The 13,346-nt window shown below is 70.0% G+C and carries 12 protein-coding genes; 4 read left to right on the forward strand and 8 right to left on the reverse strand.

Annotation, left to right across the window (positions count from 1 at the left end):
• Positions 1-68: 68 nt before the first annotated feature.
• A complete protein-coding gene (locus AB0H78_RS29905; RefSeq protein ID WP_363237765.1) occupies positions 69-830 on the reverse strand; it encodes a metallophosphoesterase in 762 nt (253 codons plus the stop codon).
• A gap of 216 nt (positions 831-1,046) precedes the next feature.
• Here AB0H78_RS29905 and AB0H78_RS29910 point away from each other — a divergent pair, with 216 nt between their 5' ends.
• Positions 1,047-2,843 carry an AMP-dependent synthetase/ligase gene (locus AB0H78_RS29910; RefSeq protein ID WP_363237766.1) on the forward strand — a complete coding sequence of 599 codons (1,797 nt, stop codon included), beginning with the start codon at positions 1,047-1,049 and terminating at the stop codon, positions 2,841-2,843.
• Positions 2,844-2,907: 64 nt separating this feature from the next.
• Here the strand turns inward: AB0H78_RS29910 and AB0H78_RS29915 are convergent, their stop codons facing one another.
• Complete coding sequence (locus AB0H78_RS29915; RefSeq protein ID WP_363237767.1) at positions 2,908-4,050, reverse strand: glycosyltransferase family 4 protein; 1,143 nt, start codon at positions 4,048-4,050, stop codon at positions 2,908-2,910.
• 115 nt (positions 4,051-4,165) lie between these two features.
• Here AB0H78_RS29915 and AB0H78_RS29920 point away from each other — a divergent pair, with 115 nt between their 5' ends.
• Entirely contained in the window at positions 4,166-5,407 is a 1,242-nt protein-coding gene (locus tag AB0H78_RS29920; protein ID WP_363237768.1) for a glycosyltransferase 87 family protein, read from the forward strand.
• Here AB0H78_RS29920 and AB0H78_RS29925 read toward each other — a convergent pair.
• The 6 genes from AB0H78_RS29925 to AB0H78_RS29950 form a co-directional block, all read right to left on the reverse strand.
• A complete protein-coding gene (locus tag AB0H78_RS29925; protein ID WP_363237769.1) occupies positions 5,388-6,617 on the reverse strand; it encodes a hypothetical protein in 1,230 nt (409 codons plus the stop codon). The genes AB0H78_RS29920 and AB0H78_RS29925 overlap by 20 nt on opposite strands.
• A 33-nt stretch (positions 6,618-6,650) precedes the next feature.
• Entirely contained in the window at positions 6,651-7,679 is a 1,029-nt protein-coding gene (locus AB0H78_RS29930; protein WP_363237770.1) for an NlpC/P60 family protein, read from the reverse strand.
• Positions 7,680-7,919: 240 nt separating this feature from the next.
• Positions 7,920-8,945 carry an NlpC/P60 family protein gene (locus AB0H78_RS29935; RefSeq protein ID WP_363237771.1) on the reverse strand — a complete coding sequence of 342 codons (1,026 nt, stop codon included), beginning with the start codon at positions 8,943-8,945 and terminating at the stop codon, positions 7,920-7,922.
• A 287-nt stretch (positions 8,946-9,232) separates the two neighbouring features.
• The gene (locus tag AB0H78_RS29940; RefSeq protein ID WP_363237772.1) at positions 9,233-10,258 is read right to left on the reverse strand and encodes an NlpC/P60 family protein; all 1,026 of its coding nucleotides are present in this window, start codon (positions 10,256-10,258) and stop codon (positions 9,233-9,235) included.
• A 257-nt stretch (positions 10,259-10,515) separates the two neighbouring features.
• Positions 10,516-11,877: an NYN domain-containing protein gene (locus AB0H78_RS29945; protein ID WP_363237773.1), complete on the reverse strand. Its 1,362-nt coding sequence runs from the start codon at positions 11,875-11,877 to the stop codon at positions 10,516-10,518.
• Positions 11,878-11,911: 34 nt separating this feature from the next.
• Complete coding sequence (locus tag AB0H78_RS29950) at positions 11,912-12,154, reverse strand: hypothetical protein (RefSeq protein WP_363237774.1); 243 nt, start codon at positions 12,152-12,154, stop codon at positions 11,912-11,914.
• A 128-nt stretch (positions 12,155-12,282) separates the two neighbouring features.
• Between AB0H78_RS29950 and AB0H78_RS29955 the strand changes: the two genes are divergently transcribed.
• Positions 12,283-13,035, forward strand: coding sequence for a rhomboid family intramembrane serine protease (locus tag AB0H78_RS29955; RefSeq protein ID WP_363237775.1), 753 nt, complete (start codon positions 12,283-12,285; stop codon positions 13,033-13,035).
• Positions 13,032-13,313: an Lrp/AsnC ligand binding domain-containing protein gene (locus tag AB0H78_RS29960; protein ID WP_363237776.1), complete on the forward strand. Its 282-nt coding sequence runs from the start codon at positions 13,032-13,034 to the stop codon at positions 13,311-13,313. The genes AB0H78_RS29955 and AB0H78_RS29960 overlap by 4 nt, the downstream gene beginning before the upstream one ends.
• The last annotated feature ends 33 nt before the right edge of the window (positions 13,314-13,346 follow it).

The following is a 13,346-nucleotide window of genomic DNA, read 5'->3' on the forward strand; positions in this document are numbered from 1 at the left end:
GAGCCTCCAGTGCGGGATCCGGCAGGGGGGTGACGTATGTGCTCTGCAGGCTATCGCGTGTGCGCAGTTCACCACTCCAGCGCCCAGGGGCGGCCGGACGAGGCGAAGTGGCCCACGTTCACGCATTCCGTGCGGCCGATACGGACCCGCTGGGCGAGCGGCTGGTGGACGTGGCCGAAGAGCGCGTACCGCGGTTTCGTGCGCCGGATCGCTTCCAGCAGCGCCTTGCTGCCGCGCTCAAAGCGGCGCGCCACGGTGTCGTACACCAGCTCGGGGACCTCGGGCGGGATGTGCGAGCAGAGCACGTCGACCTCGCCGATGGCCTCGATCTTGGCCGCGTACTCCTCGTCGCTGATCTCGAAGGGGGTGCGCATCGGGGTGCGCAGTCCGCCGCCGACGAAGCCGAAGACCCGGCCGCCGATCTCGACGCGCTCCCCGTCGAGGACGGTGGTGCCCGGGCCCGCGTACTGAGGCCAGAGGGTCGGGATGTCGACATTGCCGTACGTGGCGTACGTCGGGGTGGGCAGCGCCGCGAACATTTCGGCGTACTGCTTGCGCACCGCGCCCTCGATGGCCGAGTCCCGGTCTATCCCCGACCAGAGGGACCTGCCCAGCTCACGGGCCTCCTCGAACCGCCTCGCCGTGCGCAGCTCCACGATGCGGTCGGCGTTCTCGACGCCGAAGAGTTCGGGGAAGATGCCCCGCGAATGATCGGCGTAGTCGAGGAAGAGCACCAGGTCACCGAGGCAGATCAGAGCGTCGGCACCGTCCCCCGCCCTCGCCAGGCCCTCGGTGTTGCCATGGACGTCACTGACCACATGCACGCGCATGCGATCACCCTAGAACTATGCCCTTTGACTGGATAGAGGGGGTCGGACCTGCGATTACTTCCGAGTCCGCATATGGGTGGACTACTGTGCGCGAAGCACCGCCGATCCATGTGACGCATGGAACATCTGGCCAGGACCCCCTATCGGGAACGCTTTACTCGCGGGTAACGTCCGGGCAGTCCAATAGCGGCGATGGCGCCCAGAGGAGCAGCAGTCTTGCGCGAGTTCAGCCTTCCGGCCCTGTACGAGGTCCCTACGGACGGCAATCTGACGGATCTCATCCGCCGCAATGCCGCACAGCACCCCGATGTGGCGGTGATGGGCCGCAAGGTGGCGGGTGTCTGGACGGATGTCACAGCCACCCAGTTCCTGGCCGAGGTCAGAGCGGCGGCGAAGGGCCTGATCGCGTCGGGCATCCAGCCCGGCGACCGGGTCGCCCTGATGTCCCGTACCCGCTACGAGTGGGTGCAGCTGGACTTCGCGATCTGGAGCGCGGGCGCCGTCACGGTGCCGGTGTACGAGACCAGCTCGCCCGAGCAGGTGCAGTGGATCCTCGGTGATTCCGGCGCGGTCGCGGTGATCGTGGAGGCGGACGCACACGCGCTCGCCGTCGATTCCGTACGGCATTCCCTGCCCGGCCTCCAGCACGTCTGGCAGATCGACAAGGGCGCGGTCGACCAGCTGCGCGCCGCGGGCGCCGACGTCCCCGACGCCACCGTGGAGGAGCGCAGCTCCAGCGCGAAGGCCGACGACCCGGCCACGATCGTCTACACCTCGGGCACCACAGGCCGCCCCAAGGGCTGTGTGCTGACCCACCGCAGCTTCTTCGCGGAGTGCGGCAACATCGTCGAGCGGCTCAAGCCCCTGTTCCGTACGGGCGAGTGTTCGGTGCTGCTCTTCCTGCCCGCCGCGCACGTCTTCGGCCGGCTGGTCGAGGTGGCCTCGGTGATGGCGCCGATCAAGATCGGCTGCGTCCCGGACATCAAGAACCTCACCGACGAGCTGGCGTCCTTCCGCCCGACGCTGATCCTCGGCGTCCCGCGGGTCTTCGAGAAGGTCTACAACTCGGCGCGCGCCAAGGCCCAGGCCGACGGCAAGGGCAAGATCTTCGACAAGGCCGCGCACACCGCGATCGCCTACAGCCGCGCGCTCGGCACCCCCCAGGGTCCGTCCGTCGGGCTGAAGTTCAAGCACAAGGTCTTCGACCGCCTCGTCTTCTCCAAGCTGCGCGCGGTGCTCGGCGGCCGCGGCGAGTACGCGATCTCGGGCGGTGCGCCGCTCGGCGAGCGGCTCGGCCACTTCTACCGGGGCATCGGCTTCACGGTCCTGGAGGGCTACGGACTGACCGAGTCCTGCGCCGCCACCGCGTTCAACCCCTGGGACCGGCAGAAGATCGGCACGGTCGGCCAGCCGCTGCCCGGTTCGGTCGTCCGGATCGCCGACGACGGCGAGGTGCTGCTCCACGGCGAGCACCTGTTCTCCGGGTACTGGAACAACGAGGCGGCGACCGCCGAGGCGCTCGCCGACGGCTGGTTCCACACCGGCGACATCGGCACCCTCGACGAGGACGGCTACCTCGCCATCACCGGCCGCAAGAAGGAGATCATCGTCACGGCGGGCGGCAAGAACGTCGCCCCCGCGGTGATCGAGGACCGCATCCGGGCGCACGCCCTGGTCGCGGAGTGCATGGTGGTCGGCGACGGGCGGCCCTTCGTGGGCGCGCTGGTCACGCTGGACGACGAGTTCCTGGGCCGCTGGGCCGAGGAGAACGGCAAGCCGGCCTCCTCCACCGCGGCTTCGCTGCGTGACGACGCCGATCTCATCGCCGAGGTGCAGCGGGCGGTGGACGACGGCAACGCGGCGGTCTCCAAGGCGGAGTCGGTGCGCAAGTTCCGCATCCTGCCGGTCACGTTCACCGAGGAGGCGGGCCACATCACGCCGTCCCTGAAGCTGAAGCGCAATGTGGTCGCGAAGGACTTCGCGGACGAGATCGAGGCGATCTACCGCGGCTGAGCAGGCCGTTCGGTACGTACGTCGAGGGGGCGCTGTCCTGGTCAGGACGGCGCCCCCTCGGGCGTCACAGCAGGGCCTTCAACTTCTCCGCGAGCAGGTCCCAGCGCCATTTCTCCTCGACCCAGGCCCGGCCGCGCTCGCCCATCCGCCGCCGCAGCTCCGGGTCCTGGAGCAGCGTGACGATCCGGTCGGCCGCGTCCTCGGGCGAGCCGCCGCGGACCACCCAGCCCGTCTCCCCGTCGAGTACGGCATCGGGCGCACCGCCCGAATCCCCGCCGACCACCGGGATCCCGGTCGCGGACGCCTCCAGGTACACGATGCCCAGGCCCTCGACGTCCAGGCCGCCCCTGCGCGTACGGCAGGGCATGGCGAAGACGTCACCGGCGCCGTAGTGGGCAGGGAGTTCGGCCCACGGGACGGACCCGGTGAAGCGGACGGAGTCCACGACACGGGTCTCGGCCGCCAGCTTGCGCAGCTCCTCCTCGTACGGCCCGCCGCCGACGATCAGCAGCACCGCGTCCGGCACCTTCGCCAGGATCGCGGGCATCGCCAGGATCAGCGTGTCCTGGCCCTTGCGCGGCACCAGCCGTGAGACACAGACGACCACCGGACGGTCGGAGAGCCCCAGCCCGGCCCGGACCTCGGCGCCGCCCGAGCCGGGGTGGAAGGCCTTCTCGTCGACGCCCGGCGGCAGTTGGGCCATCCGGCCCGCCGCCTCGGGAGTCAGCGCGGAGGCGATGCGCGAGCGCGTGTACTCGCCCAGATAGGTGATCGTGTCCGTCGACTCGCCGATCCTGCGCAGCAGTTGGCGGGCCGCGGGCAGCTGCGCCCATCCCGCCTCGTGTCCGTGCGTGGTCGCCACCAGGCGCTCGGCCCCGGCCTTGCGCAGCGCGGGGGCCATCAGCCCGAGCGGCGCGGCGGCGCCGAACCACACGGACCTGCAGCCGTGTTCACGCAGCAGCTCCGTCGCCCTTCGGGTGACGCGCGGGGTCGGCAGCAGCATCGTCGTGCGGTCGCGTACGACCGTGAAGGGCTGCTCGGCGTCGAAGGCGGCCGTCGCCTCGGCGCCCTCGCTGCCGCGTTTCCACGTGGAGGCGTAGACGACGATCTGTTCGGGGTCCAGGCGCAGCGCCATGTTGTGCAGGAACGCCTGGATCCCGCCGGGGCGCGGCGGGAAGTCATTGGTCACGATCAAGGTCTTGTGCATCGCCGCCGACAGTACCGTTTCCGACTCGGCGTCCGACGGCCCTGCTTGACGGCTCGCGCACAGCGCCGCCCGGCATGATGACTCCCCTACACACCCAAAGCGGATGAGGCGGGTCATGCCGGGCGCAAACAGCACAAAGTCGATCCTCGCGGTCTGGGCCCTCACCAGAGCCGTGCTGCTCCTCTGCGTCTTCCATGTACTGACCGCCCCCGGTGTCGATGTCACGGGCGATGTCTCGGTGATCTACCAGGGCTGGTACGAGATCCTGAAGACCGGCACCTATCCCCTCGACGACGTCACCTGGCAGTACCCGCCGGCCGCCGCGCTCGTCATCCTCTCCCCCGCCCTGCTGCCCTTCCTCTCCTACGCCTCCGCCTTCTTCGTCCTCGCCCTCCTCTGCGACGCGGCGGTCCTCGCACTGCTCCTGCGCGCGGCCCGGCACCCCGGCAGGCGGCTCGCCGGCGCCTGGGTGTGGGTCGCGGGTGTCGCGCTGCTCGGACCGACCGCGTACGCCCGTTACGACCTGATGGTCACCGCCGTCGCCGTCGCCGCCCTGCTCGCCGGCGCCCGCCACCCGCGCACCATGGGCGCCCTGGCCGCCCTCGGCACGCTGCTGAAGGTCTGGCCGGTGCTGCTGCTCGCGGGCACCCCGCGCGGGCGCGTCACCCGTACGTCCTGGACCGCCGCCGCCGTCACGGCGGTCGGTCTGCTCCTGTTCTTCGCCGCCGTGATGCCGGGCTCGCTGGCCTTCCTCACCTTCCAGCGCGACCGCGGCACGGAGGTCGAGTCGCTGGGCGCGATGGTCTTCCATGTGGCCCGGCACTTCGGGTGGCACGGCCAAGTGCTGCTCAACTACGGATCGGTGGAGTTCCTCGGCCCGTACGTCTCCACGGTCTCGGCCCTCGCACTCGCCCTCACCGTCGCCGCCTTCGGCTGGCTGCTGTTCTGGCGGCTGACCGCACGGAAGTTCGGCGCGAGCACGACCTGCGACACGGCCTTCACCGCGGTCCTGCTCTTCACCACCACCAGTCGCGTGATCAGCCCCCAGTACATGCTGTGGCTGGTCGGTCTCGCCGCCGCGTGCCTGGTCTTCCGCACGAGCCGGATGGCGCTCCCGGCCCGGCTGGTGCTGCTCGCCACCTTCTTCAGCTTCCTGGACTTCCCCGTCTGGTTCTCGCACGTGGTGGCCAGTGACGCGCTGGGGATCGCGGTTCTTCTCGTACGCAACGGACTGCTCGTCGCCGCCTCGCTGACCGCCTGCCGCACCCTGTGGATCCACACGGTCTCCGAGCCGAAGCGGCGCGCGGCGCGCGCCGCTTCGTCAACTGCGGCCGAACTCAGCCCAGTTGGTCTCTGAGGTACTCGCGCCAGCGCGCCGCGAAGTCCTCAGGCGTCGTACCGAGCACATCGTTCATGGCCTTCTCCTCGGCCCCGTCGCGCGTCTTGTGTGCGCCGACGGCCCGGTAGAAGGCGGTCAGTTTCGCCTCGCCCCACTTCTCGGCGATCAGCTTGCAGGCCAGCCAGCCGCCCTCGTACGCGCGCGCCAGCCGGTCCGCGTCACCTCCGAAGCCGAAGTCCCCGTCGGAGGGGAGCGTGGCCGGCAGGGATCCGCCGCGCACCGCGCTCTGCAGCTCGGGAGCGGCCTGTGGGGCGGTGCGCCCGCTCCCCCGGTAGGCGACCCAGTCGGCGAAGCCCTCGGAGAGCCAGAGCGGCGTGGCCGCGGTGGTGTGCTGCCGCGTCGCCACATGGGTCGTCTCGTGCGTGGCCACCACCCGCTGCCCGAACGCGCCGAGTATCGCGTACGCCTGGGGATTGACGATGACCCGGTCCGCGGGGGCCGAGTCCGAACCGCCGGCCTCCCCCGTGGTCACCGCCGCGATCCCCCGGTACGAGGCGGCCGGCGCGCCCAGCAGCGAGGCCATCGCCTCCAGTGAGGACGGCATGAGGACGACCACCCGGCCCGCCCACTTCTCCTGCCACGCGGAGTCCACGGCGGGCACCGCCCGGTCCTCGACCGCGGCCACCTCGCGCAGCAGCGCCGCCCGCTGGCCGACGCCGAGCACCAGACTGCGGGCGCCCGCGACGGCGGTGACCTTGCCCTGCTGCCAGAGCAGGCGACCCGCGCCCTTGCCCGGCCGGTCGGCGGCGATGTACCAGCGGCCGCCGTCCGCACGCAGCTCCAGGGTGCGCGCGGAGACGGCGGGCGCCCGGTCGTAGCCCTTGATCCGGTAGCGCAGGTCGATCTCGGCGGTGGCCAGGGTGCCGGTGCGCCGTACGCTCTTCACCCGGTAGTCCCACGAGCCGAGCGGGACCTCGGCGAGATTCCTGAACTCGCGCTGTTCCGTTGCCCGTTCACTCCCGGCGCGGGGATCGACCGCCGCCAGATAGGCGCTCTCGTCACGGCCGACGACCGCGGCGGCCCGCCGGTCGAGCACCGTCTGGATGTCCTGCCGCGTGGTGTCCGGCTGTGCGGGCGCCGCGCACCCGGACGCCAGCACCAGAGCGGCGGCGCCCAGCGCCACCGCTCTTCTCCTGCGCCGCGAACCGCCGCGCCCCTGACCTGCCACGCTTCGAATCGTACGTCGCCCGGCGCGAGCGGTTCAGACCCGCGTCACCGACGAAATGGGCATCATGCCGACCGGGTCGTAGCGCACCGGGGCGCCCGGATACGGCGCGTGCACCACCTGGCCGTTGCCCATGTACATCCCGACGTGGCTGGCGTCGTCGCGGTAGACCACCAGGTCACCGGGTTTCGCCTCGGACAGCGGGACCTGGCGCCCGGCGTACCGCTGCTCCTGCGAGGTGCGCGGGAGACCGACCCCGGCCTGGCCGTACGACCACTGCATCAGTCCGGAACAGTCGAATCCGGAAGGCCCGTTGGCCCCCCAGATGTACGGTCGCCCGACGGCCTGGCGGGCAGCCATCACCGCTGCCGCCGCGCGCGAGGAGGGGGCCATGCCGGAGAGTGCGGGCATCTCCTCGCGCGAGGAGGAGCGCGAGGCGTGTTCGTACGCCGCCCGGTCCTGCGAGGACATCGTGTTCACCAGCCGCCGCGCCTGCGCCAGCTTGGTCTCGACCGTCCGCTTGTGCCGCGCGACGGCGGTCCTGGACTCCTCGAGCTCGGCGAGCTGGCGCGCCGCCTCCGCCCGCTGCTGTCCGAGCCTGCGCTGCTCCTCCTGGATCTCGCGCAGCTCGCCCGACTGCCGGTCGCCGATGCGCTCGATGGCGGAGGCCTGGTCGAGATAGGTGTCCGGATTCCCGGAGAGCAGCAGCGCGAGCGAGGGGTCCATCCCGCCCGAGCGGTACTGGGCGCCGGCGAAGGCGCCGAGCCTGCCGCGCATCCGGTTCAGCCGCTCCTGGCCGCGGGCGACGCTGTCGCGGGTGGCGGAGACCTCCTTGCGGAGCCGGCCGGCTCGCTCGCCGGCCTTGTTGTACGCCTCGGTGGCCTTCTCGGCCTGCGCGTAGAGCCCGTCGACCCTGGCCTGCGCGGAGGTGGCCGTGTCCTGCGGGTCGGCTGCGGCCGGGGCGGCCCCGAGGGCTGCCGCCGCGGTGGCCGCGGCGGCGGACAGCACGGTGACGCGGGCGCCGTGGGTGAGGCCCGACTGTCCGGTACGGCGATGGGACGCCACAGGAGTCGCACTCCCTTCCGCTGTGTGCGGCTCCCTGCCGCCCTGGTGGGCGGTCTGTTGTCCGGGAGCTGCGACGCCAGACAGTAGCCGGGCGAACACGCTGCGGCCAAAGACCCCGCCGGGCACGCAAAGTGACGCCCCGCCGGAGACCACAGGTCACCGACGGGGCGGGGTGTCAGCGGGAGTTGCCGTAATTCGCCCGTTTGGGCGGTGTCGGCAGCGCTTTTGAGGGCAGTCCGATCAGATGCGGACGCCGAGCTTGAACGGCATGTTGCCGATCGACTCGTAGCGGACGGAGGCGCCGGGCTTCGGGGCGTGCAGCACCTGTCCGTTGCCCGCGTAGAGACCCACGTGGTGCGCGTCGCTGTAGAAGATGACGAGGTCGCCCGGCTTCAGCGCGCTCGTCGAGTAGATGGGGGTGCCCGCGCTCGCCTGCGCCTGCGAAGTGCGCGGTATCGAGGCGCCGGCCTGCGCGTACGCCCAGGAGGTCAGTCCTGAGCAGTCGAAGGAACCCGGACCCGTGGCGCCGTAGACGTAGGGCGAACCTATCTTCGACTGCGCCGCGGCGAGGGCCGCTCCGCCGACCTGCGAGGCCGGGAGGTCGCTGCCGAGGTCCGCACGGGAGCTGGCACGGCTGGAGCGGGCGTCCGCAGCGTTGAGCGCGGAACGCTCGGCGGCGGTCAGGGAGTTGAGCAGCTTCTGCGCACCGGCGAGCTTGCTCTGGACTTCCTTCTTCTTCTCACCGAGCTGCTTGCGCGTGTCGGAGAGGTCCGCGAGCTTGTCCTGCGCCTCCTGGCGCTGCTGCGCCAGCGACCGCTGCTTGGACTGGATCTTGCCGACGGCCTCGGACTGCTGAGCGCTCAGCTGGTCCATCGAGGACGCCTTGTCCAGGAAGTTGCTCGGGTCCGAGGAGAGGAAGAGCTGCACCGAGGGGTCGATGCCGCCCGAGCGGTACTGGGCGCTGGCGAGCGCACCGAGTTCACCGCGCAGCTTGTTCAGGTCCGCCTGTCCGCGGGCGACGTTGTCCTGGAGGTCGTCGACCTGCTTCTTGAGCTTGGACTGCTGCTCCTTGGCCCCGTTGTACTTCTCGGTGGCCTGCTCCGCCTCTTCGTAGAGCTTGTCGACCTTCGCCTTGACCTCGCTCTTGGTCGGCTTCGGGTCGGCATGCGCGGACTGGGCGGTCAGGGCCACAGCGGCGGCGGCGGTCGCGGTGAGCACGGTCACGCGAGTGCGGCTCGCAGGCTTGGGTCGACGGTGGGACGCCACGAAGGCGAGCTCCTTCTTCCTCAACCGCCGAACAGCGTTGACTCGGCGGGACCTTCGCCGCCACTCGGGATGAGTGATCAACCGCGCAAAGGTACGAGGCCTGACCTTAGTGACCTTCTTGTGATCAGTTCAAATCCCGATAGGAAAAATCTCGGTCACCGGCCACATTCTTTACCCACTTCACACGCGCAGTAATGGTCACTTGACACTGCGCTTCAGTCACCGTGGCCCCAAATCGGGCAATACTCGCAGGAGTTGCGAGTCGGGCGAAAGCCGCCGCGGACGGATCAGATGCGGACCGCGGTCTGATAGGTGCCGATCGTCGACATCGACTCCAGCCGCACATAGGCACCCGGCTTCGGCGCGTGCAGGACGACACCGCCGCCCGCGTAGAGGCCCACGTGCTCGGTCGAGTTGAAGAAGACGAGGTCGCCCGGCTTCAGTTCGCTACGGGATATCTGGGTGCCACGGTTGATCTGCGTGTACGTGGTCCTCGTGATCTCCACGCCCGCCTGACGGTAGGCCCAGGAGGTCAGACCGGAGCAGTCGAACGAGTTGGGTCCCGTGCCGGAGCGTACGTACGGCTTGCCTATCCGGGTCCTGGCGGCATCGAGCGCGGCCTGGGCGACGCCGGAGGCGGCCTTCTGATTGCCCAGGTCGAGCCGGCTGCTGTCGCGGTTGGCCCGCTCCGCGTCCTCCTGCTGCAGGGCGGCGCGCTCCTGGGCGGTGAGCGAGTTGAGCAGCTTCTGGGCGTCGGCCAGCTTCTCCTGCGCGGCCTTCTTGTTCTCACCCAGCTGCTTGCGCGTGTCCGCGAGGTCCTGGAGCTTGTCCTGCGCCTCCTGGCGCTGCTGCGCCAGCGAGCGCTGCTTGGACTGGAACGTCTTGAGCGCCTCGGCCTGCTGAGCGCTCAGCTGGTCCATCGAGGACGCCTTGTCGAGGAAGTTGCCCGGGTCCGAGGAGAGGAAGAGCTGCACGGACTCGTCGATGCCGCCCGAGCGGTACTGCGCGCTGGCCAGGGCACCGAGCTGGTCACGGACCTTGTTGAGATCGGCCTGCCCACGGGCGACCGTGTCCTGGAGGTCGTCGACCTGCGTCTTGAGCTTGTCCTGCTTCTCCTTGGCCCCGTTGTACTGGTTGGTGGCCTTCTCCGCCTCTTCGTACAGCTTGTCGACCTTCGCCTTGACCTCGCTCTTGGTCGGCTTCGGGTCGGCATGCGCCGCCTGCGAGGACAGGGCCACGGCAGCGGCGGCGGTCGCGGTGAGCACGGTCACGCGAGTGCGGTTCGCAGGCTTGGGTCGACGGTGGGACGCCATACAGGCGCGCTCCTTCTTCCTCAACCGCCGAACAGCGTTGACTCGGCGGGACCTTCGCCGACACCCCGGTTGAGTGGTCAAGCGCACAAAGGTACGAGGTGAGACCCTAGTGACCTTCCTGTGACCATTTCAAATCCCGATAGGAAAATCTCGATCACCGGCCACATTCTTTACCCACTTCACACGCGCAGTAGTGGTCACTTGACACTGCGCTTCAGTCACCGCGGCCTCAAATCGGGCAATGCTCACAGGAGTTGCTAAACGCGCGAAAGCCGCTTCAGCAGCAGGGCTGACGCGACGGGCCTGGCACCGGACTTCGCCACGCCGTCCGCGACCTCACGGTCGGTGGAGACCACCACCACGGGCCGCCCCGAGGGTTCCGCCCGTACGAGCTGACGGATCAACTCGTCCGCGGTCACACCCGGCTTGGAGAAGAGCACCCGCACACCCCGCGGCGGCGCGAGCAGCACCGGAGCCGCCAGCTCGGCCCCGTCGAAGACACACGTCATCTCGGCGCCGGTCTGTGCCGCGAGCATCGAGAGTCCGCCGAGGAGACGCAGCCGCTGCTTCTCCAGCGGCAGTTGCGGATATCCGGTCTTGGTGACGTTGTATCCGTCCACCACCAGATGCGCCTGCGGCAGCGCGAGCAACTGGTCGAGCAGAGCCGGGTCCATGTCCGACAAAGCCCTGGCCGCGATGTCCTTGGGCGACATCCGCCCCGGCTCCACCGCGTCGACCAGGTCGGCCGGCCGCTGGGCGGCCGGCGGCAGCGCCAGCTCCCTGCGCAGCCCCTGGGCCGCGTCCAGGACCGTGTCGAGCAGCAGCCGCAGCCGCATGTCCTCGACCGAGCGCCCTTCCCTCACGGCACGACGACCGGCCTCCGCCACCGATTCCGCCTCGCCGAGGCGGGCCTTCAGCCGCCGCGACTCGGCCTCCGCCGAAGCCGCCTGGGCGGCGGCTTCGGCCTTGATGGCATCGATCTCGCCGTGCGTACGCCGCAGGGCGGCCTCGCCCCGCTTGATGTCGCTGTGCGCGCTGCGCAGCTTGCGCTGAAGCGATTCGGCGTCCTTGCGGGCCGCATCCAGCTCGGCGCGGAGCCGTTCGTTCTCGGCCCTGGTCTCCGCCCGCGCACCGGCGAGCTCCTCGCGCAGCCGCTCCAGCTCGCGCCTGCCCTCCTCGTCGGCGCGCTCGGCGTCCGCACGCTGAGCCTCCTCGCCCGCGGCGGCGACCAGTTTCACCCAGCCGACAGGGCGCAGGACGTACGCGGCCGCGGCCACGTCGACCGGATCGGCGGCGGCGGGCGGCGAGCCGGACTCCAGGGCGCCGGTCAGCTCGGGCTGGGACTCCTTGAGCCGCTCGCCGATGCGCTGCCGGAACAGCGGGTCGCTCTCCAGAGCTGCGGCCATCGCGTTGCCCGCGAACTTGGCACGTCTGGTGGGGGTGAAACGGGCGTACTGACGCAACTGTGCCGGGAGTTCGGCGACGGTCAGGCCACCGAAGGCGTCCGCCACCAGAGCGACGACCCGGCGCCGTACACCTTCGGGCAGCGGGCGGTCGAGCGCCTCGGCAACACCGTCGGCCGCTCCGGCCGGATCAGCGCCGCTTGCTGGCTCCACCATCCGTCACCCCAACTGTTGTCTGCCCCGCGCTCCCTCAGGAGGCGGCGTCCGGCCTGTCCACGAGTTCGATCTGGTCCAGTGCGTTGCACCACCGGCAGCGCACCGACTCGATGGTCTCACTCACCACCTCGCGTTCCTCGACCTTCGCCTCTCCGGCCAGGTCGAGGTGGAGGTATTCGACGACCTTGGACGAGCGGGTCACGTCGAAGCGGGTCAGATTGCCGCAGAGCGTGCAGCGCCAGCGGGTCGTCTCAGTCGGCTGGGGAACCGTCGTCATGCGTGCCGTCCTCTTGTCCATCGCCGTGTACTGCCCGTAACCCTACGGCCTTGCGCGTACCCCTTGCGGAGACAGTCGACCATGTGAGATCCGGCGAGGCGCTCTGTACCGTTTGGTCCGATTACGTCATGCTCGCGCTTGTGATCAAGAGGTTCGCGATAAAGAAACGCACCGCCCTGTGGCGGAAGACGGTCCGTGGCCCGGTGGTCACCTATGGCGTGATCGGCCTCTGCTGCCTGGTCTTTCTCCTCGGCCCGGCCTCGGGCTTCAATCCCGTCTACGGCACCGGCGACACCCTCCTCGCCGCCCAGAGCGCCTACTTCGCGCGCTGGGGCGTGGTGCCCGACGAACTGACCACGGCCACGGGCCACGCCCTGATCACCCCGCTCACCGCACTCTTCGTGCACGCCAACTGGCTGCATCTGCTCGGCAACATGCTCTTCCTGTACGTCTTCGGGGCGATGACCGAGGAGCGGATGGGCCGGATCCACTTCGCCGGCTTCTATCTCGTCGTCGGCTATCTCGCCCTGCTCGCGTACGCACTCGCGCACCCCTCCTCCGACCAGCCCCTGGTCGGCGCGTCCGGCGCGATCTCCGGAGTGCTCGGCGCCTTCCTCTATCTCTTCCCCAAGGCCCGGGTCACCAGCATCTTCCCGTTCCTGCTCTTCCTGCCGCTGCGCTTCCCCGCCTGGATCGTGCTGATCTTCTGGTTCGTCCTGCAGTGGCTGGCGGCGCAGGGCGCGGGAAGCGGCCCCGGGGTGGCCTATCTCGCGCACCTGGTGGGCTTCTCCATGGGCTTCGTCTACGCGGCGGCGGTCTATCGGCGTACGACTAGAGTGAAGGTCCCAGCGACGGCCACCGAGGGAGAAAGCAAGCCGTGATCACCGCGATCGTGCTCATCAAGACCAGCGTGGACCGGATCCCCGAGATCGCCGAGGCGATCGCCGCGCTGGACAGTGTCAGCGAGGTCTACTCCGTCACCGGCACGTACGACCTGATCGCCCTGGTACGGGTCGCCCGTCACGACGATCTGGCCGACATCATCCCGGGCTCCATCAGCAAGATCCCCGGTGTCGAGGGGACGGACACGCACGTCGCGTTCCGTACGTACTCCCAGCACGACCTCGAAGCCGCCTTCGCGATCGGCCTGGACGCGTAGCCCGCCCTTCCGTACGCACGAGACGCGCGAGGC

Source organism: Streptomyces sp. NPDC050738 (assembly GCF_040654175.1).
Classification (GTDB): domain Bacteria; phylum Actinomycetota; class Actinomycetes; order Streptomycetales; family Streptomycetaceae; genus Streptomyces.